Origin of the sequence: Bacillus cereus group sp. MYBK216-1, assembly GCF_051916495.1 — a bacterium.
GTDB classification, from domain to species: domain Bacteria; phylum Bacillota; class Bacilli; order Bacillales; family Bacillaceae_G; genus Bacillus_A; species Bacillus_A thuringiensis_K.
In genome coordinates, this window is record NZ_JBQAGT010000006.1 from 201169 (window position 1) to 227271 (window position 26103).

The window sequence follows — 26103 nt, forward strand, 5'->3', positions numbered from 1 at the left end:
TCACTTCTAGATTGTCAAATTCTCACTATAACTAAAAAATCTTCTCATCTTATATAAAATGAGAAGATTTTTTCAGTGGAAAGGTTTCTTGTTACATCCTTGACTTTCTAGCGATGTTTTACCACGATGTCCAGCCACCATCAATGCAAATATTTTGCCCCGTTACATAGCTTGAAGCATTAGATGCAAGAAAAACAATCAACCCTTGTAATTCCTGGGGATTTCCAATACGACCTAGCGCTGTTTTTTTCTTTAAATTTCGAATAAATTCTTTATTTTTCTGAACTTCTGTATTAGGAAATGGACCTGGAGAGATAGAATTAGCTCTAATTCCTTTTAAACCATAGTGACACGCAAGATACCGAGTAAACTGTATGATAGCAGCTTTTCCTGCTCCATAATTCGAAGGATTATTAAAGCCTGAATCGCCATAAATAGAAGGGTCTGGGGAAACAACACCATACATTGAAGAGATATTAATAATATTTCCTTTATTCTTCGGTAGCATATATTGTAATGCCTTTTTAGTAACCCGAAACACATTATTTATAGAACCATCAATTCCTGTTTCCCACTCCGATTCTGTCATTTCTTCAATAGTCTTTCCTGCTCCAAAGTAAGCATTATTAATAAGAATGTCTATCTTATTATCTGAATTATAAATCTCCTCAAATGTATGGTTTATTGATTTACTATCTGAAACATCTAGAGCATATCCCTGACATTTCACATTATATTTTTGATTTAACTGATCAGCTAAATTCATACATTTTTCTTTGCTTCTACTAACTATCATAACGTTTGCACCATACTTAGCCAGCCCTTCAGAAATTGCAGAACCAAGATAACCAGATCCACCAGTAACAATTGCATTCTGGCCTTTTAAACTAAATAATTCATGTTGATTCATTATTCACCCTCCATAAGTTCGGATTAATAATTATCTCAGGTATATCCTTAAATAATTTCTTTGCAGTATTAAGAACTTTCTCTTCTAATAAAGGTGAATTACAGATTTGAATATTTTCTTTTAATTGATCTACTGTTTCACATCCAATAATAATCTTATCAACTTCTTTCAATTCTCGAACAAATAATAAAGCCAATTGCGCTCTACTTAAATTGAATTCCTGAGCTAAAAACTCAAATTCTTTTATTGGTTTTTTAGCGATTTGTAAATAATCGGGAATTTTTTCCGTATCCATTAATAGCAACCCTTGAAGATATGGGCTTCTAGCATGTATTTCTATTCCTTTTGTTTTCAGCTTTTGTAGTAGGCCTGAACAAATTAGACGTTGATCAAATATATTTAAAGGAACTTGAATCATATCAAAACAATCAAATTCCAAAAACCGCTTAACTTCATCAGGTGTATAAACGGATACACCAATCTTTTTGATTACTCCCCCTAATTTCAATGTATTTAATTTTTGAATGATATATCCATTATGTGAAACCATATTTTTAGAATCATGTAACAGGCAACAGTCTATAATATTTGTTTTCAAATTCATCATAGATTGTTTAATATATTTATCAATTAAGCTATCTAAATGCTCAATACCAATATTTTCAGAATCAATCATAGGTATTTTAGTTACAACCTGAAAATTTTTTTCTGTTGTTTTGCTTGAGACATATTCACCTATAATAACTTCACTATTTCCATAAGAAGACGCTGTATCTAACACATCTATACCATTATTTATAGCATATTTGATGATATTTAAAGCCTCTTCCCTATCAGGTTTACCCATTATATTTCCTATTCCATAATGAAGACCCAGCTGAACAGTACCTAATGCTAATTTCATAGAGCACCTCCATAATAACCACTTAGGCTAGTTAGATATTTTAAACAGAATGACAATATATATTTACATTGAACTGCCCCTACCTTCACTCCGTTTAAAGGAGGAGCTCTTCTCCTTCACATGATAAAGATTTCTTATTTATTTTTAGTTATCAAGATTGCGTATAAAAATGTTGATGTAAAGAGAATAAAGCCTGAAATTTTTGGGCCGAATGTATATAGAATTTGTGGCATTTTCTATACGTACGATACGACAAAGAAAAAATGGATTTATCTTTTATATCCTTATGAAATCGAAAATCAAATTCGTTCCTATAGGCTCCTTCGTACAACACGGCAGACCTTACTGACCGCAAATAGCGGGATAAAGCAGGTAAATAGTATCCTGCCCAGTATATGAAAGTGACTGCTATTTGGTACAAATGATTTTAGATCTCGAATAATTAAAAGCTCACTTAAAGAATGCTACGGTGATGCGATTGCACACTCTAATACATTAATGGAAAACTACTACTTGATATTTCTCTGATGGAAATCAAAACAAATATTTCCCATTTTCCCAATAATAATTTTAAAAAATAATTATTTCACGTTCTAAATTCGTTTCTTGGTTCATACGTTATTAAAGTTGTTGAAAAATAAAAAAGCGAAAGATTTAAAATATGATCCAAATGGTCCAGATGATGTTTAAGAGAGGTAGGTATATCTTCTCCTAAATAAACACTGCAGCTGCTTTAGCATGTGATTATTTACACTTCACTTCTGTTTAAACATTTCTAAATAAAAAATCTTGCTAACAATTCCTTACAAATACAATTAAGAAATTACATTCTATACAACTGCTGCAATTTTGTAGTTACCTTGAGAAAGGACAGATTGCTGATGCAGAAATTTAATATTAATAGGAAGCTAATTGGTGATGATTCATCAGTTTTTGTAATTGCCGAGGCCGGAATTAATCATGCAGGTTCATTTATTGAGGCGAAAAAAATGGTCGATGTTGCCAACTCAAGTATGGCTGATGCAGTTACTTTTCAGCATATAGCCTATAATGACATTGATTGTAGAAAATCTTCTAAGACCAAATTAGATTGGGATAAATGGAGATTATCAGACGAACAGATTATCGAATTGTTTGATACTGCACATAGATTGGGATTATCTACGACGGCTTGTGTAGTAGATTTTAAGTCTCTTGAGTTTATTGTCAAGTCAGGTGCTGACTTTCTTAAAATAGTTAGCGGGGATATTACATGCCATCCCTTTTTGGCTGAATGTGCAAAAACTGGTTTACCTATATTTCTTTCTACTGGAAGTGCATTGTTATCTGAAATAGAAGCTGCTTTAGAAGTGATTGAAAAATCAGGTGGAAAAAATGTCGTTGTATATCAAACTAATACTAAATATCCGACTCCACCTAATGAAGTTGATCTTAGAGTAATGGAGACACTAAAAAAATTTAATTATCCAGTAGGCTTCTGTGATCACACTGCAGGAACAGCTATCTCCTTAGCAGCAGTGACGTTAGGTGCTCACGTTATAGAAAAGCACTTCAGTTTAGACGCTACAATAAAAAGACCTGACTATGAAGTTTCTATTAATCCTCATGAACTAAATCAATTTGTAACTGATATACGTAATATTAAAAAAGCAATGGGTGTGCCGATAAAGCGCCGGCATACGGATGATGCAAATTTTATATTAACTCGTAGGTCCTTGGTAGCTTGTAGTGATATGACTAAAGGTACAAAAATCCAATGGAGTGATTTAACATATAAGCGCCCTGGAACAGGTACCCAACCTTCAGAAGCTAAGAATTTTATAGGTAGAACTTTAAAATATGATGTAAGTAAAGATGATCAATTATATGAAGATATGTTGGAGGAGATTTAATGAATAAAATTGAAAGACGTACCGCATTAGTGTTAGCTAGTTCTGATGGACTTGGCTTAGCAGTTGCTAAAAGATTATACTTTGATGGACATAATGTAATTATTACAAGTAGAAGTGAAAAATTAGAAAAAGCTAAAAAAGAAATTTGTGATATTGGTAGTAAAGGAGAAGTTCTAGCAATCCCATCCGACGTAACTAGCATCGAGGATTTAAATAAACTTATTATGCAAGGAAAAAAGCAACTGGGGAATATTGATATTTTATTTACAAATGTGGCTGGTCCTAAAGCTGGAACGATAGAGGATTTAACTATTGAAGATTTCTGTAAAGCACACAATGATCTGTTATTGCCCGTCATTTATTTAACTAAACAATTAATTCCTGATATGTCTTCTCGTAAGTGGGGAAGAATTATTATAAATTCTTCTCTTACTGCAAAAGAGCCTTCAAAAATGCTTACCTTATCAAACATATATAGGGCTGGACTAGCTTCTCTTTCTAAAACTCTTTCTCATCAATACGCTAGTTATGGAGTTACAGTTAATACTGTTGGACCTGGTTCTTTCAAAACTGCTCGCGCATTAGAATTATTAAATGAAATGTCTAAAACACAAAAGCGAAATGTTGAAGATATCGAATTAGAAATCACAAAAAATTTACCAATGAAGAGATATAATGACCCAATAGAATTTGGTAATGTTGTAGCTTTTTTAGCTAGTGATGCTGCAAGTGCTATTACAGGTACTTTTATTCCAATTGATGGTGGAATTTCTCATGGGATATTCTAGATAAGTAGATATTTTACTATTATCCCAAAGTACTAAATGCTGAGATCGAGGTTTTTTTATATTGTGATCTCTTCTATTGGTAAAGCAAGTTTTTTATAAAATTCAACTGGAACCATTCGATCAGGTGTTAAACCCATCTAAAAAGAAAAATAACGATAAAAAATTGCTGTTTTTTCATAAGAATACTTAATCATTTAACCATTTTGATATAATTATCTAATTGTATCAAAGCCAAAAAACTACTTACTTAACAAATATTAATGCACTTTTAACTTCAAGACCAAAAGAAGAGCGAACTGTATTGCCATTCCCATCAGAAAAAAATTAGGAAACGCACTGATTTCATAATAACAAACTTCTCCCACACATCTTGGCCCACAAGAAATTTCATATTGTAGTGAAATTTCAATCCAGACGAAGTTCTAGATTGGAAATATTAGTTCTGTTGCAAAATTAACTAAAATGTAAAAGATCTGTGGTTGAAGAAAATAAATTTTATACAGGCAGCAATAATTTCTATAATTCATTGCATATCGAAAAAACGGAGTTTGGTTGAAGACTCCGTTTTTTTATATAAGGAATGAATGGCTTCAATTCCTTTTATTGTACTTGAGGCTTGAAGAGAATTTTGAAATCTTGAGGATCTAGCAAGACGACGTTTTACGTGTCTATGATCTTATTCCATACGATTATTTAGATGTTTAGCTGTAGAATTCATTGCGTTTTATAAAGTTTTTTTACTTTTACATACCTCGAGATAAATCTTGTAATTTTTGAGTAACTGTAGTTTGAGGGTAATTTTTCTGTATGAAATAATCTCTTAATTGTTTAGCAGTTGTAGAATAGGAAGAATCATATAAAACCTTTTCAATTGTCTGTATCATATTTTCAATAGAATGAGTTACAAGCCAGCTTAATTCATCGTAATATTTATAATCTCTCTCCTCTGACTTAGATTTATAAACGACTACTGGTTTATCCAATAACATAGCCTCTAATCCTACTGTTGAATTAGAGATAACTACAAGATCTGAATTAGAAATGACATCATAAATACTTACTTCTGTTGTAATATACTTGACATTAGGGTATACCTTACTTAAATGAATATATTCGCTCACTAAATTACGACCTTTTTCCCAAGGGTGAGGCTTTATAATAACTGTAATATTTTTGTCTTTCATCAATTGTTTTGTTAGTTCAACATAAACTTGGGTTTTAAATGGTTGCGTTGCTATAAAGATTATTTTCTTAGAGGTATCTATATTTAGTTTCTTACAAAGTACTTTTTTTTCTAAATGCTTCTTTTCAAAGATATCATCATATCTTGGGTGTCCCAGTATCTCGATTTGAGAATCCGCTCCACCTCTTCGAAAATACCACTCTCGTTCATACTCTCCATATACAATCTGTTTCGTAGCGAAAATTGGAAAAAACGCTTCTTCTCCCATTATGGCCCCATGCTGAAGACAATAACTTGGAATCCCCTTACTTTTAGAGATAAGAGTAAGTACTCGGTTCGTTATATCTTCTGTTGTACCAACAATCACACTCGAGATATCATGTTCTTCAAAAATAAAATATGCCATATTAATTTTTTCAATCATGATAGGAAGATCATTGAGTAGTTTTGTTTGAAAAAATTTATTAGAAAATAACGGATGTTCTTTACATGTTGAAAAAATTTTTTGAGCTTTTTCAATGAAAATATGAGAACTATCAGGAACTTTATTTGTATAATCCAGTGTGCAAATCGTAGGGAGACCATAAAGCTCGCTTTTTTTTGCTCTTGTTAATATTTTTGTATACTTAGGGTTAAAATGCGAAAAATTACCTGCTGAAAAACGAAGATAATCAGTATTAAGCAATACGACTCCATCTGATCCTCTTTTCTTTGTCGTTTGCTCAAGCAGAGGCAACCATTTTTCAAATTCTGACTGCAATTGTTTTTCTTCTATTGGTGCAACAGACAAATATTTATAAAAATCCTTACTTTTCATCTTACTTTTAACATCTTCTTCTAAATATTGATAAAAATTACTTAATAAAGGTAAAGAAATGTTATGATGTACTAATTCAGAAAACACCTTTATATACTCTAAATTTAATAACCAATAATTTTTCAAATAGACTTCACTCAAGGTCTCACCCTCTTTTTCTTCTTAAGTCTTCTCTTAATTCCTTACATGTTCTTTATGGTTTAATAATTGTATAAATTCATTTTTTTCTTCCGCGAATAACTAAAAATATATTGAATTTAAATTAATATATTTTTTATCTAAAATCTTATCTATCGGATAAAAACCCAAAAATGATTCAATCTCAAAAAAATAGCATACCTCATGCAATAAAATTCGGTTTCTTATCCCAGTAAGAAACCTATTTTTTGAACGATTGGCAAAATAGAAGCCCAATACATGTCGAACAATGATCCATTATATATGGATCATTGTTTGTAATCTTTTGTGCAGGTCTTTTTACACCTTTAATTGGCTGAGATGCTTCGTTAATTAAAACTGCGGAACGTTGACAATTCTAATTTAATACGCTCCGTATCGATTTCTCTACAAACAATGGCTTGTAATAACTAGTCATAATAACTATAATTTTAGGCAGCTATTATCCCACTCCTTATCAATAAATAAAGTTCAGTTATATTATTATATAAACAAAAAGAACGAACTGTTCCGGTAATTACGATTTTCTTTTTGTATACACTAAAAGATAAAGGCGATATCTTGTTTGTCCATGAATTTTTATTATTTTCCGTAAAAATCTATTCCATAAGTAATTTCAATCACAATATGACTTGCTAACTAGAAAATCTTCTAATGTGAAAAATAAACCAGGAAACTCTAATCGCTTTCTAGACTTACTCCCCCTCACTCTTAAGCGTCACAATCCTTATTAGTGGTACATATGCAATTTCCGTTTCTGCCATAGCGCTGTGTCACCTTTCATGCTTTGACTTCTTTGAATTCAATAGCGCTTTATCAGCATTAACCTATCGAGATCAATTTTATATTTACCTCAACGTGTTTTACTATTATTGGATCAAATATTATCCCGATTAAAATAACCACGATATGTACAAGCATTAGAAAATAGGAAGCATAATATAGAGCATTGCCACCTATTGGCATGTCATATCAACAAGTAAATGCCTTTCAAACATGATTATTTCATAAAAAGGCATAAGTTCTAAAATTATTTTTCTTAATACGGTATGTAATCAACTTTATATACCACATGAAATAACACATAATTTTTGATAAAGGAAGTGAAGTACATGTTACCTTGCCAAGGTACGTGCAATCAATATGTAGATTTTGAGGCTTTAATTACAGCTCCTGAAGGATATATAATTAATGATACGAATTATACCGGTGCTGTCACCTGGAATACAAACCGATTAAAATGTGCATTTGAACCATGTACGCTGCAAGCACCGAACCCTTGCCTTCTTCAAACTGATCTACCAGATGGTTCCTATCCAGTACACAGTGTTCGCATATATGGAGTACTTACAATGCTTGTTAGTATTTCCCCTGTTCAAAATCAATATGGACAAGGAGATGCAGCTTTTTCTAAATGGCATAAATTCTCTATCAATCAGATTGTTTATTATACAATTGATTCGAATTGCTGCTTTGATTTTAGTAGCTTTAAACTTAAGAGTTTAACAGTTACGCCACAAGATAAAAATACATTTATCTTAAATGGCACCCTCTCTGTTTTACCAGTGCCACCAAGTCCTCCTATTTATGCTTTTACAGCAAATAGAGATGATAATACTCTTTCAGTAATTAATACAGCAACAAAGACTGTCCAGCATGTAATCAATCTTCCATATCAGCCAATTAAAGTTGCTGTTAGTCCAAACAAAACATACACTTTAGTTTTGCACTCAAATGATAATAGTGTTTCTACAATTAATAATGAAACACTTACCATTATCTCTACTTTCTCGATAAACGACCCAATTGATATTGGGTTTTCTCCGGATAACCAGTTTGCGTATATACTAAATTTTTTAACTGGTTCAATGGGCATTACTGTTATTAACCTCTTAACTCAAACCATCTCTAATACTATCTCGCTTGGAGGTTATGGATTTTCAAGTATAGCAATTGATCCGAATGGACAATACGCCTACGTCGTAAATTATACGACTTGGAGTATTGTAAAGGTTGATCTAAACACAGGAGAAATTGTAGCAGAACGTCCTACTTCAAACGATTATCCAAATCTCATAGAAATCAGCTTGCTTGACGGATTCGCTTATGTTACAGAAGAGTTGGTGGCGTCTGGGACCACCCTTACAGTTATTGACTTGTCCACTTTCCAAGAGATTGGGGATATTCTTACTGGAGCATATTACTACTCGTTCCTTGCTCTTTCACCTAATCAACCTTTAGCATTGCTAGGAGAAGAAACTACAGATGAAATCAATATTATTGATACAGCACAACATCAATCCACAGGCACTATTTCCATAAATGGCCCAAAAAGCGCTGCGTTTACCCCTGATGGAAAATTCATCTATATTGCACAGCCAGAACAAAACACAGTTACTATTCTTAACTCCGTTGACTATACCGTAAATACAGTAGTAACAGTTGGAGCATCACCTGTAAGTGTTGCAATATAAAGTTTAATGCTTATTAACATTCAAGAAATACTGAGGATTGCACTCTCTACTTATATTAATTTCCTACTCTCCGGTATTCCATTTATACAAATAACTAGTGTCCTTCTCTCTATTTAATGACTAATCGTTTATTTTTATATGTAATAATTTATACATGGGACTCTTCTTAAATACTAAAAAACATATTATCTAATAACTCCTTAAATATTTCCTATAGTTCTTTCCATTACAATTCTCTTTAATTTTGTTTATCTATCCATTCCCTCCGTCGATCAAATCTCCCTCAAGGAATCCAATTTAAAATTCATTTTACAAGTAAACAACCGTTCCATAAGTAGATTATTTAAGGGAAAGGAGTCAGACTTACTGGATTCCCCTTTCTTCTCATCCTTTTTTGAAGCTCTTTTAAGTCTAATTCTATTGTATTCCAGCTAAATAACATTCCCACTAATAAATAACATGTTATATAACTATATAAAAACTCTAGCAAATCATTAAAGGAATCTCCTTCCCCCTATCGAATTATTGTAGAGGAAAGGAGAGGAATACATGGAAATTCTAGGATTAGATCCTCGCGCATTAGCGACTCTAGGTGCACTTGAATACACCAATCGTCGCAATAAATTAATTGAAGACTCGGAGAATAACATATACGAGTGTAAAGAAATAAAAGAAATACTTCAATCACTCCCTAAAGAGAAGCAGATTGAGGTTCTTGAGAATCAAGCTCACTTTGAAGCTGTGGCAAAGATGATTGAACAAAACAATTTAATTCTTTTAGAACAGATGAAAGCTCTACAACTAGCTCAGAAATAAGAAACTTATGATTGATTAATTCTACATACGATTCCATAAATAATGTATCTTTATCTATACCATCAGCCTCTGTTTTTATAGGAGCTTTTGTTATGCGTTGATTCATATTTTGAATTTGAATGGTTTCTTTTACATGTATGAATAGATCTTCTAACAAACCTGGTGTAGACTCTAATTCCTGCTTTTCAATTTCCTCTGTTACAACACTGATAAATTCCCATAGTACCTTTGCACCTAGTAGTTCTGCTAAGCGTTTTTCACGCATTTCAAATGTTTTCATGTTCATGCAAACACACTCCTATAATTTATATATAATGATAAAAGCATTATTTTTTATGTAAAATTGCCTAAAACACTTTCTAAACTTACATTTCTAAAAAATCACCACATCATCTTAAAGATATATTATTATTCAACACACTTCGTGTTGTTCTGAATCAAAAAAAATTGTTTGAACTGTAACACCATAAAAATTCGCTAATTTTATTTTTATATTATCTCGTGGGATTCTCTGTCCATTTTCATACATCTGCAATGTACTAATACTGATTCCTACTGCTTTTGCCACCTCTTCTCTAGATCTCCCATTTCTTAAATTAATTAGATTTTCAGCTACTCTTTCATAATTCATACATTCTCACCCCTAAAACCACATTTCGTGTTGTTAATTAAAATATAAACCGCACAAAATGTGTTGTCAATAGATTTCAATTATCAATTTTTAAAAGTTTTAATATATTAACACATATTGTGTTAATATATTATCAGGTGATAGAATGAAAACGTTTGGAAATATAATTCGTGATTTAAGAAAACAAAAAGGAATTACGCAAAAAGAACTGGCTCAATCCCTTCAACTTAGTGAAAGTACAATTGGTATGTATGAACGTAATGAACGTCAACCTGATTACAATACCTTGATACGTATAGCAGATTACTTTAAAGTATCTACTGATTTTCTTCTAGGGAGAGATTTTGATGTTGAAAGGAAAAGAAATGATTCAGAACTAGATCAATGGTTAAATGATATAAAACTTGCTCCATCCCAAAAACGTGAAGAATTAAAACGTTTTTGGAAATTTATAATGCAGGAAGAAAAGTAATAAAATAACCCCCCACCTTTACAGTGTGGAGGTCTTGAGTTCGAGCCCTTTCCGGGCCATATATTACGGTAAAATGGCGTTCTATTCAAAGTTAGAGCGCTTATTTTTGTCCGATAATTTACTCATTGATTTAGCCTAAATATTTGCGTTACGCCGTCAAACTGTATGAAATGGAAGTCTCCTATTTCATACATTCAACGTAAATCATAGCTTTAATAATACTGGGGTTTAGTCTGCCTTTAGACATGAGAGTGTTAACTAGTGAGTATTAATACACACGAGCATTTAGTGCGTAATATCTACTAGAAAAGAACGCCTTACACCACTTCGCAAAACTATCTCTTCCATAATATCTGATTTTTTTAAAGTATAATCGATAAAAACTACTTTTATTTGCATGTATTCGACTCTTTTTATTTATAAATACGAAGGAGCATTATAAAGTTTGCTTATCCATCTCATTTATTTCTCTAATTCCTATAAATAAACAAAAAGGGAAAAAATAATTGATAACAGATTAAAATGTAAAGTAATAATAAAATTATTTAATTTTATTATTAAAAATATAAGAGCCTTGCTACATTTTATTGTAGTAAGGCTCTTTAAAGTTGTTTAATTTCTATTCATTTAAATACATTTAAACTCAAAGTTCAATAATATAGTTGTTTAATCTTGTTCAACTAAAGCACCTGTTTGTTAAACAAGGGGCGCTTTAATTATAGAGCCGTTGACTTTTTAAACAAAGGTATGTAACCTCCACTAGGTCCATAAGCAACCCCAATCTTTTCCCATCCGTATTTTTCATAATATTCTTTAAGATCTGAAGTAAGATAAAGAAATTTGTAACCTCTTTTTGCCGCTTCTAGAAGTCCATGATTCAACATTTTTTCTCCTAGAGAGTTGCCCCTAAATTTTTCATCTACAAACAAACATGCTAGCCAGGGGCTCAAATCCTGACGACTATTTAGATCATTACGAATTAATGCATAAATTCCGATAATCTTATCATCTACTTTTGCAACGTAAAAACTGGGTATGTCATTTGGATTATTTAAAGCATTAATCATACAATCTTCATAAAAAGCACGCCCTCCTTCTTCACCCCATTCTTTCCAGAAAACATCTATAGCCTTATTAAATAAGTGATCCTTCTTTAGTAATTGAATTATTTCCATAAAGCTATCATCCCCAGAGTATTATTTAATAATTGTAGAACAAAACAAAATTAATATTTTTCAATTATCTATATTTTATCTATGTAATCAGCTATAATTTCCTCACCCTAGAAATATAGAGTTTTAAATATTTATTCTCTTAATTTATAAAAATTCCTTCTTAACCGAACCTGCCTCGTTAGTGACATAGGCAATGGTTTTCATTTTTAAACAACTTTATTATTTTTTAAATGACTTTATTCTCAATTTAACAACTTTATTGTCATTAAACATAAAACATGTGAGATAGCTTGAAATTTACATTTGTTTTATAGTTAAAATATTTATCCATTTTTAATGAACCACTTTTTCCAATCTCTAATGCTTTTTCAAAATTCATCTTAATCCATAATAAGTTGTTTAATATGGAATTGCTATCTTCTTCTATCTTTAGATAGTCTTCACCATGTTTAAGTATACGATCATCGTTTCGGTGATTCGTTGAAACTAAGATACACCCTGTCGCCATTGCATCAGCTGCAGCAGTAGTTGGAAATCCATCAATAGCAAAGTTATCTTTTGTACTACAACAGATAACTATATGAGATTTTACATATAAGTGTTTTAGTTTTTCGAAATCTAATATGCCCCAAAAAGTATAATTCTTGTTTGTTAACAGATGTAAGCTACCTTCCCAGTTTCCTACAATATGTAAATGAAATTGATCATCAAGTTTATTAAATGCTTGCGCTAATAAAGGAAATCCTTTTCTTTCTGCATTGTGAGCCACAAATATTATCTGTATTGGCTTAGAATTAACCTTTTGATTATAATGATAAAAATCTGTATTAATCACTCCTGGAACATAAATACTATTTTGGATAGTATTTAATACTTCATTTGCATTAGAGAATACTGTTTTACAATGCTTAGATACTATATTTAAAAATTCAACAGAAGTATAAGGATCTAATCCCCCACCTGGATATAATGTAGTATGAATGTTAATATGATTTTTCTTTAAAAAAGTAGCTATATTATGTTGGGGATTTGCTCCTGGCATTTGTGTCCCGTCAGGAAGATAACAAGTGCCTAATAAACTCAACACGAAATTTAAAAAAACACAATATATATCGGTAATTCCTTCTTCTTTCGCTATCTTATTGAATAATTGAAAATCATGTACTTTGGTTGGGAAATCATCTGTATATACCTCAGTAGCAAAGTAAAGAGTATCGGGTCGTTCTTTATAGATTTGGTAATTCTCCCAATAACGAAATCCACTTAACTTCCAAGGGAATTTGGTATCAATTACCGCAAGGCGTCTTTGAGATTTATTCTTCATTTTTAACCACTCACTTCCATCTTCTCTCTTGCAACCGCAAATAAAATTGTTTCTTGAGCATAGATAGTATAGTGGCCTAAATAAAATTGATATCCCAATTTTAAATCATTAATAAATTTCATAACATTAACAAAATCACTGATTTGATGATAAATCGCAATAGCAAGCGTAGGGCGGAATGTAGTTATAGAATGGATAGCGCCTTTTAATGCATTGATTTCAGCACCTTCAATATCCATTTTAATAAAATCCAATTTATGAATTTTTTGTTCTATTACTAAATTATCTATGGTGATGGTACTAACTTTATCTGTAACGCCTGATTCTTCAGAAATTGAAACAAAACTCGCAGCACCTTGATCTTTATAATATAACGAAGTATTTGAATCATTCCAAAGAGGATGTTTAACAATTGTAATATGCTTTTGAAGTGTTTCATTTAAATTGATGTTTTTAGACATAATTTCTAAATTGCTTGGGATAAATTCAATTGTATAAACATGGCCCGTTTCTCCTACTTCATGAGCGAAATAAAGCGCAGTATCCCCAAAACATCCACCTGCGTCAATAACGATGTCTCCTTCTTTTACTTTTATTGCCGGTGAAATTTTATTATATTCATACTGCTTATCTAAAAAAGTCGCACTAATTCCCATCGGAACATAAAATAATTGCAACTTATACTTTAAGGGAGTTAACTCAAACAATTGTAGCGTCCAGTTATGATAATTAGTTTGAAGTGTTTCTGTAGAATGGATGAGGTTTTGAATAGATTTTCTCTGATTCCAATAATCAAGAGTATTTAAAGGCAACTTGACTTTATGATTTCCTAATAATCGAAATGCCAAAAGTTTGATTAATAACTCTTTGGAAAAGGGGTCGCTCAAATTGAAGTATAGTTCTTCAAGTCCTTGAAGGTGCTTCATAATTTCTTCTTTTTCATTATGGATATTTACAACAATTGAATCAATGGTGGGACGAACATGCATAAGTTCAAATAACTCCATATCGATATTATAGTAATAATGGTTCTTTAAGCAATTAAGAAGTTCCATTATAAGTGTATCTAAAAATCCAGAAGTAGACTGCATATTATCGTTATTGTTAATCTGGATTGCACGTTCTGCTAAAAACAATAATTGATTTACTTTGTTGGATAAATCAATATTGTTAGTCATTTTCATAACATAGGATAAATAATTTGCTGCTAAATATATTCGACCACTAGAGTAGTAAATCTCACCTAGCTTTAATAGTGTCTCAGGATCATTTATATTTGCAATTAAAAGTTTTTTTAACTCTAACTCCAGTAAATTTGTTTCATGTTCCATTTTTAAAGTTACCACCCTTCTTTTAACATAAATTATATTTTACTTTTTCCAGATACTTAAATATGTGTAAATTGAATTCACTTCTTATGGCTGTTGTTATTTGAGACACCGTTATAAGATATTATCTGCAACTAAAAAATAGAAGCTTATATTACAGAAATTTATATCATCTCGCTAGAAAGAACGTCTGTACAAAGGTAAATTTCAACTCTTTACATATCAAAATAAATTCGAGTAACAAACAATTTTTTGTTACTCGAACTTTATAAGATGTTACGATCGAGAAATTTATAAAAAAGCTCCCTCCCTTTCTATTTAGCCTATATAGAAAAAATAACGTTTTTTACTTTATAATAATGGAAATGTTTAAGAGGATAGCAAATATATTCTAGCTCTCTTAATAACAAAAAAGATTACATATAAACTTGCCAGAAATTAAAGCCTAACCTTGCTGGGAATCACATGTTATTAAGAAGATTTCGTTGATAATTTAAACGAAAAGGAAAAATAGCTTTGCCTCAAGTACAAAAATACTAATAGTCTATCTCAGATTTTTAGAATTAGATAGAAGCACCACCACTGCCTATCAACTGAATGTTTTGAAAGTACCTCCAAACTTTATCGACATTTAGTTACTTATGTAGATAAAGCTCATTTTGTACATCTAGTAGTTTATTTTTTAATCTATGTCGGACTTTTACTTGAATATAAATTCAATAAGTCACATTCATTAAAAAAACTCTGATTTCCATAATGTATATGAAATCAGAGCGTTTTTTCGGTAGATCAAACTTCAATATTTTCAATAGGTCTTTTTTTTAAATACAAATGGCCAAATACATGAAAAAACTCCGCTTTTAATGTCATCCCTTATTTTCTATATAGAGGTGCTATTTTATCAATGCGATTTGTCCAAATTCCACCTGTATAATCATCTGGAAGGCGTTTTATATCTTCAGATGAATCAAATCCACTTGAAAATCCAAGCCCATTTCCTCCTACAACGATAATTCGAGTATCTGCTTTATCCATTCGATTAAGAAAACGATTAGGCCATCCCCAAAGCAAAGGAGCTACTTTATCTGGTATATGTAACTCTCCATGCTTCATGCTTGAAGGTATGTAACCAGTCCACCCTAACGCCATATAAGTAAGAAGATCCTTTTTCATGGTTGCTTTTGACATCGTTCGTAAACTAGGGATGTGCTCTCTTATCGCAGCAATCGGCTTATCACCACCATATACTGTTAGTTGAGCAAGGCGTTTCGCTGGTAGTTTCTTGAGGTAAGTAGCCAATTGGATTCCTTCATTTTCATCATCACTTTTAATATGAATAAGAAAAGAACGATCTGGAAAATGGTTAAGTACTTCATCAAGTGTTGGCATAAGATTAATCCCTTTTCCACGAAACGGGAATGTTTTTCCCCCGTCAGCTGTATACCCGTAACCAATATCAAGTGCTTGTAATTCTTTTGTTGTAAAATCTCTTGTAACACCTTTACCATTAGTACGGCAATCAAGAGTCCAATCATGAAAAATGACAAAATTATTATCTTTAGTTGGTTGAACATCAAACTCTACTAGGTCAGCTCCAGCTTTAAATGCCGCTTCCATAGATGGAATTGTATTTTCTAAATAAGAATGTTCAGGTTCATGTATACGTTCTGCTGTACACGTATCCCCCTCAATTCCCTCCATGCTAAATGTTTGCGAAAGTCCTCGATGAGCAAGAAGAAGAGGATTTCCCTCGTCCCTCTTCACAAAAAAAGAACTGTTATTTACATAAACAAGTACGAAAAGAATAAAAATTATCCAAGTCGTTTTACGTTTAAGTAACTTTTTTATTTTATTCATTGTATTCTCCTCTTAAATATTAGTTAAAATGATTTAAACAATATCCGGCATTTAAATACTTTTAAATTCTATAGCTTATCCTATTCCTTTGCAATGGAGATTATAAACAATTGCATGTTGCTATTTTTATATAAAGCAGGAGCGATTCAAAGGTATTTTTTAACTATTATGTAGTATCATTTTTAAGAAATTATGTCTACTTTAAGGCTATCTTAGTGGCGATGGACATGTAGTGCTCTCAATAATAAGTTTTCTTCCACAAACAAAAAGAACCATAACCTTACCGAAACGGCAAATTTATGGTTTAAATCACAATTTTATCCGCACAATTCTATAACTTTTTGCAACCTACTAGTAATCGTATAATATCCCCTTACACACACATGTCTTTGTTTATTTTTTTGAGATAATTTGCAGCGAAATCTTTTAAAGACTCAGGAATTAATGTTTTTTAAAAATTCATTTTCTAATTCCACTATCTTTCTTTTACGAGCTTTTATTTTTCTTACGGGCACCCCGACATACACATACCAATCATCTAAACTTTCTTTTACCATACTCATCGCGCCGACTGCCGCTCCTTCTCCTATTACTACATTTGGAAAGATAATAGAATGCGCACCAACAATGGCATGCTTTTTTAAGATAACTTTTCCAGCTTTCACATTTTTATATTGATGTGGAACAGTCGGTCCCATTAATGTATTTCCGCTAAAATCATCAATTGCTGCATATACAATTGTTTTTGATGAAATATTTGCAAAATCATGCATTTCAATCCCCATTTCTCCTCCATATAACGCTGTGTATGCCGCTATATGCGAATAACTTCCAATTGTAATTTTGCCACTTAAAATGCAAAAGTCATCGATTCTTACATTATTTCCAACAGATATAGCACCTGGATTATATATACTGGTTTTTTTACTTATTAATACATTTTCCCCGACAGATAGAAAGCCAATTTCGCTCAACTCTTCTTGACTATAAAAACTATTCATCTGTGGACACCACCTTCTGCATTAAACACATTATAATTTGCTCCACGATTTCTTTCGTCATTCCTTCCCATAAAGGTAGACTAATTATTCGTTTTGCTATCTTATTTGTATTTGTTAAATCTGTAGACTTGTAGTTTTTAAAGAAATCTTGTTGGTGACAAGATGGTGAAAAATATGATCTAGCTTCTATCTTTTGCTTTTTCAACACTTCTATTACTTGCATATTGTTAATTTTTTCTGGACAGAGAATAGGCATAAATTGATGAATAACTGCTTCTGTCTTTTGAACTTGCCAACCTTTTTTCATTAATCCCGTACTTTGTAATAACTGTTTATACCATTCAGAGATACGATTTCGTTCTTGCATTTTTTGATTCCATGTATTTATCGTTGCAATCCCAATAGCTGCTGCATATTCAGTCATTTTACAGTTAAACCCCATCATCGTACATTCACGATTATGATCAAATCCAAAATTCCCCATTCTTTTAATTTGATTTATCTCTTCCTCATTATGGCTATATATCATACCACCTTCACCAATTCCGAAAGGCTTTGTTGCATGAAAGCTATATACAATCATACCACTAAAATTCTGACCATAATGTATACCCTCATGCATTAATCCAAACCCTGGTGCCGCATCTACAACAACCGGAACACCCTTTTTCTCTAATTCTTCATAGTCTTTCAAGTCCATCCATGATCCGAATGTTGCATATGGAACAACAATTGCAACCTCTTCTTTTAATTCATCAATCTTATCCAAAAGTACCGTTTTATCCATACACCAATCATCTAATGAAATATCAATAAAATAAGGCTCCAAGCCACACCAAATAGCTGCCAATGGAGTAGCAGGGAATGTAAAACTAGGCATAAGAGCATACTTTCCTTTTTTTCTTTTCTTAAATTGAATTGCCGCCATTAACCCTAGTGTTGCGTTTGCTACTGTTGTAACAGCTCCCCTGTTCTGAAAAAATTCCGACATAATCGTTTCTTCAAAACGTTGATTTATAGGTCCATAATTTGTATATATATGGGATATATCAATTCGCTCTAATTCATCTAAGTACTCGTTTACAGGTACAATTGACGCACGTAAAAAAGGAATATTCTCCATATTCATCTATTCCTTTCTATCATTTTCGGACAATATAGAGCATATCCGTTTCAGATAATCCGAATTTCCTAGCAATGTCTATTCCTTGTTTCTCAGCTATGTTATACAATTCCAACTTAAAGCCTGCATCAGTTAATCGTTGAATAAATCCTGATCGATTATAAATTCTTACATGATCTTCTTGACCAAAGGCTATTTTTCTCAATAATGGCGTTACAATAGATTTATCCTCTATAATAAAATCTACATTCATTACGATTGGCACTTGAATAATTCCCCATCCATTTGGCTTTAGTACCCTATATAATTCTCGCATTGCTTTTTCATCGTCAGGCACGTGTTCTAATACATGACTACATAAAATAACATCAAAGGTATTATTTTCGTATGCAATTCTCGTAATATCAATTTCCTCCATTAAAGAATCCTTTGGTACTAAATCCCCACATATATAAGTAATGTTTTTAAACTGGCTAAGCCATCCTCTTACCTTCACTTCAGGTGCAATATGAAGCATAGTATAACTCCTACTTAACAAATCCGTTTCCGTTTCAATGTACGCACGATACAACCTGTCACGATCCATCGAATAGCAAACTGGACAGATACCTGTATCTTTATTCCACATCTCAAATTCATATTTTAGAAAATCATAATGTGCTGGCCAAGGAGAAAAACTTTTAAATTCTTGATTGCAATATTGGCAATAACAAATATCTTTCTCGAATATATGAGTAACTAGTTTATTTAACCCGCTTTTTATCTTTTCATTATAAATTTGATTTAGTTCTCCACTTCTTACTGCATCCTTCAGTATAAATCCCGCATTCTCCAAACAATAAGATAAGCTCTCTTTATAATCTCGTTCAGCACTTAAAAACCCACTATTATGTGCATCTGTAATTAATTCAATCCATTCTTCAATTGTCATTAATATAAAGTGCATTTGTTTTTGATTTTGTCCACTATGTTGTCTAAAGTAGCTAAGAGGTTCCTGTATATAAACTACTTTTCCTTTCCTCATCATATCTAACCAAGTTGCAATGTCATTAATAGAAGAATACGCTTTCCCCTTAAAATAACCAAATTTCCCTCCAAAAAAATTACGATTAAACAAAACCGTTGTAGGTTCTCCAACTACGTTTTTCAAGTTTTTCAACATATAATTCCCTAGTGTTTTCCCTTCAAAAATTGTAGTTTCTGTGGCAATTTTTACATTCAATGTTGAGGGTGGTAATATCTCTCCATTCTCATCAATCAGTTCACGATACGACGTCACAAATGCAATGTTTTCTAATTCAGAAAAGTATTTCATCATTCTCTCAATCTTTTCATGATGAAATAAATCATCATCTAATAAAAAATTTATATATTCACCAGTAGCAAGCTCTATACATTGATTAAAATTTTCAGCCACCAATGGATTTTCATTTTTAACATATGTTATATATTCATATTCTTTTAAGTATGGTTGGATCATTGCTTTTACTTCATCATTTGTACTATCGTCAGAAATTATAATTTCTATATTTTCATAGGTTTGATTCAAAGCACTTTTGAGGGCTAATTCTAAGTAATGAGGTCTATTGTAGGCAGGAATTAGTATACTGACTTTTGGAAGGTGCGAGTTGATATTCATACGCTGTTTTTTCTTTTCAATATTTATTTTCTTTAGCTTGATTTGTTGATAGTAGTCCAATGAATATAATATGGATGATGGAACAATTCTTCTTGCATAGTCTAGAAAATTAGTAATAGCTTTATCTAACTCCTCTTCGGAAGATAAGAAACCATATTTTTCTCCAGCAATAATACTATGCGAAAAATCTTCTAAGCCATCCATCATTTTATTAGATTCATTTAACTGCTGATTTGAATGTAATCGAAAGTAACTGAGTGTCTCCGCTATATATACTGCTTTCCCTTTACTTAATAAGGATAACCATGAAGCTACATCTACGTTGCAAAGATACCGCCTTTTATCAAACACACCATACGGTTCTGTTAAATCACTTTTACGAAATAAAACCGTTGTCGGTTCTCCTATATAATTCTTTTGATTCATAATCACCATATTTCCTAATTGTGGCCCATCTATAATCGTATCTGTATAAAATAAACGCATCGTTGAATAAACATCTGGTGATAGGTTTCCTTCTGCATCCATTACTTGGCGATGGGATGTTACAAGCTTAATTTCATTATCTAGATCATTTAAAAAGTATTTCATCATTTTTTCAATTTTATTTATATGGAATAAATCATCATCCATTAAGAAATTTATATACTCACCTTTCGCTTTATGAAATAACATAAGTGAGTTTTCAAACTGTCCAAGAGTTGACCTATTTTTTATATAAATAATATTTGAATGATCATACAAGTACTTTTGTAACACTTTCTCTGTTTCGTCGTTTGTACTATCATCTCCTATTATAATTTCTATATTAGGATACGTTTGTTCTAATACACTACATAAAGCTTTTTCAAAGTAGTGTGGACGATTATACGTAGGAATTAATACACTTACTAAAGGCGTGTGATTTATTTCCTTTTCATTTGTACCATTTTCCATTCTATTCCTCCGCTTTTTTATTTATTTTCACTTTTGAAATATACATGCTACTACAAATCTATTTATTAGACGAACTAGATCTGAAAGGTGTTGCGAAAAACAAATAAATAGCTTTAAAAACAGCATCTATATTGACATAGTGTAGAATAAACCTGGATAACTTTTTTCGTCCCATTCTATTTATTTGTAAAATGCGGCATTCTTTTTTCAATAAATGCCTTTACCCCCTCCTTCACATCCTCTGTTTGAAATACTTTTCCAAAGTAACGCGCTTCAATCTCAAGCCCTTCTTGTAAAGGTACTGCTGCCCCTTCGCGAATTGCCAACTTCATATAGGCGAGAGCCGGAAGAGAAAATTTACTTATATCCCTTGCAATCTCTTTTGCTTTATTTAACGCCTCTCCTCGAGGGGTAATGTAGTTAACCAAGCCTATTTCTTTTGCTTCTTTAGCTGTAATCGATTTCCCTGTGAACATCATCTCTTTTGCTTTCCCTTCTCCAATTAATCTAGGTAAGCGTTGGGTTCCTCCAGCCCCAGGAAATAAACCTAACGTAATTTCCGGTAATCCAATTAAAGATTGTTCTTCTATTATCCTTAAGTCACAAGCAAGTGCTAATTCACATCCACCACCTAGTGCTAACCCATTAACAGCAGCTATAGTCGGTTTAGACAGATTCTCTAGTTGCTTAAGAGGTTGTTGCAATTCTAATGATTTCATCTCGGCATATTTTTCACCTTTGCCCATCCAATCTGGAAATTCTTTTATATTCCCTCCTGCTACAAAGGCCTTTTCTCCACTTCCAGTTATAATTACGACTGAAATATCATTATCAATTTCTAATTCCTCTAATACATCTACTAATTGTTGAACTACTTCTAAACTTAAAGTGTTGACTGGTGGATTTTGAATTGTAACAACTGCAATACTTCCTTTTTTATTACAAGTTACTACTCGTTCATTCTTCATAAAAAATCCCCTTTTAAACTACCTAATTTTTCACAACACCAAGCATCTTTACTTCACTCACCATCAGCCTAAATTTCCGAATATGGTTCCGCTTTTAGAAATTCATCAATTTATTGTATGAACTGTAGAAGCATAAAATGAGCAATCCTTTCTTGGCACCATTTTATAATCTCAACATATTTTTAATTTGTTCTTTTACTGTATTAATTGGCTTCATGTTTCTTTGGTTTCCTTTACACAGTTTCTAAAGCTGGGATGACTCTTAGAAAAAATGAGATAAAGAGACTGATGCATCAGATACATTAAAGATGAACAATTTCAGAAAGATAGCATTTTAGTAACCACGTGTTTTTAAACCTTTCTTAACTATCAGTACCACCGATTTAGGCAACTACCTATTTATGAATAGACAATCATCTAATTTATGTTAAATTCAATTAACTGTATGGAAACGAATATCAAAACAAGGAGTGAAACGTATGTTTCGTCGTCCAACTTGTATGCAAGCTTGTTTAGATAGTGGGCATGATTACGATTATTGCCGTATATGGTGTGAACCTATTTACATGGTTCCTACTTATTCCTACTTAGTACAACCATCGTATACAGCACCTATAGTAACACCTTATAGTTCACAGCAATATCAGACTTATGCCTTTGGACAACAAACCGACACGCGTTGGGAATGTTACCGTCAATGTATAAGAAGTGGCGGAAGTGCTGCAAGTTGTTGTTATTATTGCGAACTGTGCTAACAACAACTCTTAATTATGTGGAGTCCCACAACTGTAGTGCACAAACAGATTACAAATCATGAAAAGCATCCGTCATAATTTTAAGGAAACTAGCGATTTGCACTCCGATCTCTCGTTATTTCCATCTTTCTTCGTAACCATTCTTTTATAGGACTTGATCGGTGTAATAATAAAGAGATTCCTCAATTACTTGCTCCCCACTGTACACTTAACTATCACTTCCTTTAGATGACATATCATTTTTTCGTATTTTGTTTCGACTTGGATTTTTCCTGTGGTTTGTTTATCTACCTCTCTCAAAAATGACAATCTCTCGCTTTTTCACAATTTTTTTATGACCTTTAACCTCTACACCCTATATGAAACAAGACTCACTCAGCTTGCGCAGAAATCATGAATTTTTTACTCATACTTACTAAGTCGCATGAGCTATCATACCTGCGTACACTTTCCAATAAAATTATCGTTTATACTAACTAAGCCGTACAAGATGTCCTTTCCACTCATTTTCCATGTAAATATACGCAATAAAAGCACGTGTATAGGCCACACGTGCTTTATTCCTTCTATATAAAGTTGATGTCGTCGTTTTCCATCTTGCCTTGCCGAAGTTATTTTTGTTGGCTCCTAATTGCTGCTAGGTAAATTTTGCTCTTCCATTACCTCTTCAATAAATTCAATAGGGCTCCTCTCATTTATATTTCACATTCAAAACTAAATAACAGTCATTCCGTACATTCAGCACCTCCATTATAATTTTTAAAAAATATAATATGAGAATTTTAGTTTCTGATTGTCTTTTTTACGCTAGTGTACAGAGATTTCCGAACGTGAGAATGATCTAACAGCACACTAAACACTTGAACAGGTTAGCTAAGCCAATTTCTATAAAATTAAGTATCATAACGTATAACATTTCCTTGTTTGCGTTGTTAAGAATCTAGGTGTGAAAGGTTAATGTTTTGATTCTTTATGGACAATTTTCTTAAAGTTATATATCTACATACAATATTGAGATTATTTTTAACTATAAGGAAGTGATACTATGGCTTGGCGTTCTTTTCAATCTTTTAACTTTCAAGATAGATTTATTCGTCACCAAAACTTTCTTGGTGAACTTACTCCAATCCAGGAGAATAGCAATTTAGATAGAATGGATGCTACGTTTAATTTGGAATGGGTAGATGAAAGTAGAAATTTAGTAAGATTCCGTTCCTATAATTATCCGAATTCTTTCTTACGACATCAAGATTTCCGTATTAAACTTCATGCAGAGAATCCAGCAGACCCACTAATGCAAGCAGACTCAACGTTTGTTATAGAACCAGGACTTGCATATCCATATGGTTGGGAATTTGTATCATTTCGTTGTACCAATCCCAATCTTTCTAACTGGTACATTCGTCACGCAAATTTTCATCTTTATATCTCTTCCATAAATCCAAATGATGAATTAGGCCGTAAAGATGCTACGTTTAGGATAACTAACCCAGCAATTTTATGGCCGAGATAGCGTGATATATAGCCATAAAAAACTTTATAAAAATATATAATGATAATTTGCAGTTTTTTGTATAAATCAGTAATTACTTTAAGGATTTATTTGGGATCACCATTTCCAAAAACAAGAGCGTACGTTTAGACATAAATTAACCGGTTCCCTGTAAGATAAAGAACCGGCTATCTATTTAATGTTGTTTTGATGGGATTTTTGTCTTGTAATGGTGGTGATTATTTGTTTGGTTACCATGTCTCTCTTGGTTGTTAGGCGTAATTTCATCAGCAAATTCCATATTTGCTAAATTTACTTTGGATGGAATAAATGATCTTGTTTTATTTTGAAAACCTTGAAACGTATGTTTTATAGGTTTCATCATGCTTGAATTACGTGTTGCTAATACACCTAAAACGGTTCCTAATCCTAGTAAAGAAACCCAAATCCATCCTTTATTGTTCTTCTTTTTATTTCCGAATAACTCAAACATTTGTTGAGTTATTTTTTTTGAATTGAATGATGACATCAAAAAATTAAGGATATTCATTTTTGTCCCCCCTGTAAAAAAATCGTAAAAGAAACACTAGGTTCAATTTCACATATTTTATGATGCGCTATTTTATAGGGATTTATGATGCCAACTTATACTAATAGTTCTTGATTTTCAAGCCGGAACTTCCTAATATTACTCAAGTGGTTTTTACTGAAATACAAAAAATAATTTTATAAAAAAATCAAAAAGGAACTGAAAAGTTATGTATTATTAGATTGGAAATTTATCAATTCTTTTTCAATTGTCGGTTATGTAATGTCGAAAGGATGAGTAACGCAAGAATCGATCCTACTAAGGCAAGTGACATATCCCATTGTGCATCCCATATATCGCCTTGCATACCTAAAAAGTCTTTTGCTGTTGTTCCTCCCTTTGCTATTTTAAAAGCTAACCATTCGATGATTTCGTATAGTGCAGCAATAGCAAGCGAAACACTTATACAAATCGTAACTAACCAAGGACCTTCGGTGAGTTGAGTTTTCCGTAATAATATTTCTCTTATCACAATTGTAAACAAGCCTTTTATCAAATGTCCAAATCGATCGTAGTGATTTCGATTTAAATCAAAGACATCTTTTATCCAATTAAAAAGAGGAACCTTTGAGTATGTGTAATGACCGCCGATGAACATTATGATGGCTAGTATTGCAATAATGATATAAGAGAGAGTAGTAAAGCGAAACTTATTGTATATTGCAATTATAATGATTAGACCGAGAACGGCAGGAATAGCTTCCGCTGCCCATGACGAGTATCTTGCAGGCTTAATAACAGACCATATAAAAACTGCAGTAACAATTAATAATAAAAATAGATGAATCATTTTACTTTTGTCCCTTATCACTTTTTTCACTCCTATTGAAAGGCTTTCTGCTTAAAGTATTT

21 protein-coding genes and 2 pseudogenes are annotated in these 26103 nt (G+C 32.0%); 6 read left to right on the forward strand and 17 right to left on the reverse strand.

The annotated features are described in order from the left end of the window. Positions 1-118: 118 nt before the first annotated feature. Together ACTFRH_RS21850 and ACTFRH_RS21855 are read right to left on the reverse strand one after the other, a co-directional pair. A complete protein-coding gene (locus ACTFRH_RS21850) occupies positions 119-910 on the reverse strand; it encodes an SDR family oxidoreductase (RefSeq protein ID WP_001071531.1) in 792 nt (263 codons plus the stop codon). Continuing rightward, on the reverse strand, positions 897-1814 hold the full coding sequence (locus ACTFRH_RS21855; RefSeq protein WP_000761598.1) for an aldo/keto reductase: 918 nt from the start codon (positions 1812-1814) through the stop codon (positions 897-899). The genes ACTFRH_RS21850 and ACTFRH_RS21855 overlap by 14 nt, the downstream gene beginning before the upstream one ends. An 881-nt stretch (positions 1815-2695) precedes the next feature. On the opposite strand from ACTFRH_RS21855, the gene ACTFRH_RS21860 reads away from it, so the two are divergent. After that, complete coding sequence (locus tag ACTFRH_RS21860) at positions 2696-3706, forward strand: N-acetylneuraminate synthase family protein (RefSeq protein ID WP_001168998.1); 1011 nt, start codon at positions 2696-2698, stop codon at positions 3704-3706. Next, positions 3706-4494, forward strand: coding sequence for an SDR family oxidoreductase (locus ACTFRH_RS21865; protein WP_001033154.1), 789 nt, complete (start codon positions 3706-3708; stop codon positions 4492-4494). The genes ACTFRH_RS21860 and ACTFRH_RS21865 overlap by 1 nt, the downstream gene beginning before the upstream one ends. A 516-nt stretch (positions 4495-5010) precedes the next feature. On the opposite strand, the pseudogene ACTFRH_RS21870 reads toward ACTFRH_RS21865, so the two are convergent. The 3 genes and pseudogenes from ACTFRH_RS21870 to ACTFRH_RS21880 all read right to left on the reverse strand — a co-directional run. Continuing rightward, positions 5011-5203 (reverse strand): annotated as a pseudogene (locus ACTFRH_RS21870) (DDE-type integrase/transposase/recombinase); the annotation flags it as partial. 34 nt (positions 5204-5237) lie between these two features. Continuing rightward, positions 5238-6635 carry a CDP-glycerol glycerophosphotransferase family protein gene (locus ACTFRH_RS21875; protein WP_000005859.1) on the reverse strand — a complete coding sequence of 466 codons (1398 nt, stop codon included), beginning with the start codon at positions 6633-6635 and terminating at the stop codon, positions 5238-5240. Between the two features lie 4 nt (positions 6636-6639). Next, positions 6640-7005: pseudogene (locus tag ACTFRH_RS21880) on the reverse strand (glycosyltransferase family 2 protein); the annotation flags it as partial. Positions 7006-7783: 778 nt separating this feature from the next. Between ACTFRH_RS21880 and ACTFRH_RS21885 the strand changes: the two are divergent. Further along, positions 7784-9145 carry a YncE family protein gene (locus tag ACTFRH_RS21885; RefSeq protein ID WP_000936210.1) on the forward strand — a complete coding sequence of 454 codons (1362 nt, stop codon included), beginning with the start codon at positions 7784-7786 and terminating at the stop codon, positions 9143-9145. Between the two features lie 691 nt (positions 9146-9836). Here the strand turns inward: ACTFRH_RS21885 and ACTFRH_RS21890 are convergent. Both ACTFRH_RS21890 and ACTFRH_RS21895 read right to left on the reverse strand, forming a co-directional pair. Then, the gene (locus tag ACTFRH_RS21890; protein WP_001056479.1) at positions 9837-10247 is read right to left on the reverse strand and encodes a hypothetical protein; all 411 of its coding nucleotides are present in this window, start codon (positions 10245-10247) and stop codon (positions 9837-9839) included. 126 nt (positions 10248-10373) lie between these two features. Beyond that, positions 10374-10592, reverse strand: a complete 219-nt coding sequence (locus ACTFRH_RS21895; protein ID WP_001105580.1) for a helix-turn-helix transcriptional regulator — start codon at positions 10590-10592, stop codon at positions 10374-10376. Positions 10593-10737: 145 nt separating this feature from the next. Between ACTFRH_RS21895 and ACTFRH_RS21900 the strand changes: the two genes are divergently transcribed. Next, positions 10738-11064 carry a helix-turn-helix domain-containing protein gene (locus ACTFRH_RS21900; RefSeq protein WP_000846664.1) on the forward strand — a complete coding sequence of 109 codons (327 nt, stop codon included), beginning with the start codon at positions 10738-10740 and terminating at the stop codon, positions 11062-11064. A 716-nt stretch (positions 11065-11780) separates the two neighbouring features. On the opposite strand, the gene ACTFRH_RS21905 is transcribed toward ACTFRH_RS21900, so the two are convergent. The 8 genes from ACTFRH_RS21905 to ACTFRH_RS21940 form a co-directional block, all read right to left on the reverse strand. After that, positions 11781-12239 carry a GNAT family N-acetyltransferase gene (locus ACTFRH_RS21905; protein ID WP_000402858.1) on the reverse strand — a complete coding sequence of 153 codons (459 nt, stop codon included), beginning with the start codon at positions 12237-12239 and terminating at the stop codon, positions 11781-11783. Between the two features lie 265 nt (positions 12240-12504). Next, on the reverse strand, positions 12505-13323 hold the full coding sequence (locus tag ACTFRH_RS21910) for a glycosyltransferase (RefSeq protein ID WP_033690397.1): 819 nt from the start codon (positions 13321-13323) through the stop codon (positions 12505-12507). 242 nt (positions 13324-13565) lie between these two features. Next, positions 13566-14894: an FkbM family methyltransferase gene (locus ACTFRH_RS21915; RefSeq protein ID WP_000399733.1), complete on the reverse strand. Its 1329-nt coding sequence runs from the start codon at positions 14892-14894 to the stop codon at positions 13566-13568. Positions 14895-15764: 870 nt separating this feature from the next. Further along, complete coding sequence (locus tag ACTFRH_RS21920) at positions 15765-16748, reverse strand: glycerophosphodiester phosphodiesterase family protein (protein WP_046946523.1); 984 nt, start codon at positions 16746-16748, stop codon at positions 15765-15767. 434 nt (positions 16749-17182) lie between these two features. Further along, entirely contained in the window at positions 17183-17749 is a 567-nt protein-coding gene (locus tag ACTFRH_RS21925) for an acyltransferase (protein ID WP_001084202.1), read from the reverse strand. After that, entirely contained in the window at positions 17742-18872 is a 1131-nt protein-coding gene (locus ACTFRH_RS21930) for an aminotransferase class I/II-fold pyridoxal phosphate-dependent enzyme (RefSeq protein WP_000427940.1), read from the reverse strand. Before ACTFRH_RS21930 ends, ACTFRH_RS21925 begins: the two co-directional genes overlap by 8 nt. Positions 18873-18891: 19 nt before the next feature. Continuing rightward, positions 18892-21447: a glycosyltransferase gene (locus ACTFRH_RS21935; protein WP_000427372.1), complete on the reverse strand. Its 2556-nt coding sequence runs from the start codon at positions 21445-21447 to the stop codon at positions 18892-18894. A 176-nt stretch (positions 21448-21623) separates the two neighbouring features. After that, entirely contained in the window at positions 21624-22415 is a 792-nt protein-coding gene (locus ACTFRH_RS21940; protein ID WP_000787398.1) for an enoyl-CoA hydratase, read from the reverse strand. 479 nt (positions 22416-22894) lie between these two features. On the opposite strand from ACTFRH_RS21940, the gene ACTFRH_RS21945 reads away from it, so the two are divergent. Beyond that, positions 22895-23170, forward strand: coding sequence for a hypothetical protein (locus ACTFRH_RS21945; protein ID WP_157464245.1), 276 nt, complete (start codon positions 22895-22897; stop codon positions 23168-23170). Between the two features lie 1045 nt (positions 23171-24215). Further along, positions 24216-24683 (forward strand): AbfB domain-containing protein, encoded by a 468-nt coding sequence (locus tag ACTFRH_RS21950; protein WP_000312558.1) that lies wholly within the window; start codon positions 24216-24218, stop codon positions 24681-24683. A 175-nt stretch (positions 24684-24858) separates the two neighbouring features. Here the strand turns inward: ACTFRH_RS21950 and ACTFRH_RS21955 are convergent, their stop codons facing one another. Beyond that, positions 24859-25212, reverse strand: coding sequence for a hypothetical protein (locus ACTFRH_RS21955; protein WP_001023788.1), 354 nt, complete (start codon positions 25210-25212; stop codon positions 24859-24861). 232 nt (positions 25213-25444) lie between these two features. After that, the gene (locus ACTFRH_RS21960) at positions 25445-26062 is read right to left on the reverse strand and encodes a DUF2238 domain-containing protein (protein WP_000617404.1); all 618 of its coding nucleotides are present in this window, start codon (positions 26060-26062) and stop codon (positions 25445-25447) included. Positions 26063-26103: the final 41 nt, after the last annotated feature.

What these genes read in the sequence shown, in the direction of transcription:
- ACTFRH_RS21850 (WP_001071531.1), bottom strand. Translation starts at nt 910, where the DNA reads ATGAATCAACATGAATTATTTAGTTTAAAAGGCCAGAATGCAATTGTT.
- ACTFRH_RS21855 (WP_000761598.1), bottom strand. Translation starts at nt 1,814, where the DNA reads ATGAAATTAGCATTAGGTACTGTTCAGCTGGGTCTTCATTATGGAATA.
- ACTFRH_RS21860 (WP_001168998.1), top strand. Translation starts at nt 2,696, where the DNA reads ATGCAGAAATTTAATATTAATAGGAAGCTAATTGGTGATGATTCATCA.
- ACTFRH_RS21865 (WP_001033154.1), top strand. Translation starts at nt 3,706, where the DNA reads ATGAATAAAATTGAAAGACGTACCGCATTAGTGTTAGCTAGTTCTGAT.
- ACTFRH_RS21885 (WP_000936210.1), top strand. Translation starts at nt 7,784, where the DNA reads ATGTTACCTTGCCAAGGTACGTGCAATCAATATGTAGATTTTGAGGCT.
- ACTFRH_RS21890 (WP_001056479.1), bottom strand. Translation starts at nt 10,247, where the DNA reads ATGAACATGAAAACATTTGAAATGCGTGAAAAACGCTTAGCAGAACTA.
- ACTFRH_RS21895 (WP_001105580.1), bottom strand. Translation starts at nt 10,592, where the DNA reads ATGAATTATGAAAGAGTAGCTGAAAATCTAATTAATTTAAGAAATGGG.
- ACTFRH_RS21900 (WP_000846664.1), top strand. Translation starts at nt 10,738, where the DNA reads ATGAAAACGTTTGGAAATATAATTCGTGATTTAAGAAAACAAAAAGGA.
- ACTFRH_RS21905 (WP_000402858.1), bottom strand. Translation starts at nt 12,239, where the DNA reads ATGGAAATAATTCAATTACTAAAGAAGGATCACTTATTTAATAAGGCT.
- ACTFRH_RS21915 (WP_000399733.1), bottom strand. Translation starts at nt 14,894, where the DNA reads ATGGAACATGAAACAAATTTACTGGAGTTAGAGTTAAAAAAACTTTTA.
- ACTFRH_RS21920 (WP_046946523.1), bottom strand. Translation starts at nt 16,748, where the DNA reads ATGAATAAAATAAAAAAGTTACTTAAACGTAAAACGACTTGGATAATT.
- ACTFRH_RS21925 (WP_001084202.1), bottom strand. Translation starts at nt 17,749, where the DNA reads ATGAATAGTTTTTATAGTCAAGAAGAGTTGAGCGAAATTGGCTTTCTA.
- ACTFRH_RS21930 (WP_000427940.1), bottom strand. Translation starts at nt 18,872, where the DNA reads ATGGAGAATATTCCTTTTTTACGTGCGTCAATTGTACCTGTAAACGAG.
- ACTFRH_RS21935 (WP_000427372.1), bottom strand. Translation starts at nt 21,447, where the DNA reads ATGGAAAATGGTACAAATGAAAAGGAAATAAATCACACGCCTTTAGTA.
- ACTFRH_RS21940 (WP_000787398.1), bottom strand. Translation starts at nt 22,415, where the DNA reads ATGAAGAATGAACGAGTAGTAACTTGTAATAAAAAAGGAAGTATTGCA.
- ACTFRH_RS21945 (WP_157464245.1), top strand. Translation starts at nt 22,895, where the DNA reads ATGTTTCGTCGTCCAACTTGTATGCAAGCTTGTTTAGATAGTGGGCAT.
- ACTFRH_RS21950 (WP_000312558.1), top strand. Translation starts at nt 24,216, where the DNA reads ATGGCTTGGCGTTCTTTTCAATCTTTTAACTTTCAAGATAGATTTATT.
- ACTFRH_RS21955 (WP_001023788.1), bottom strand. Translation starts at nt 25,212, where the DNA reads ATGAATATCCTTAATTTTTTGATGTCATCATTCAATTCAAAAAAAATA.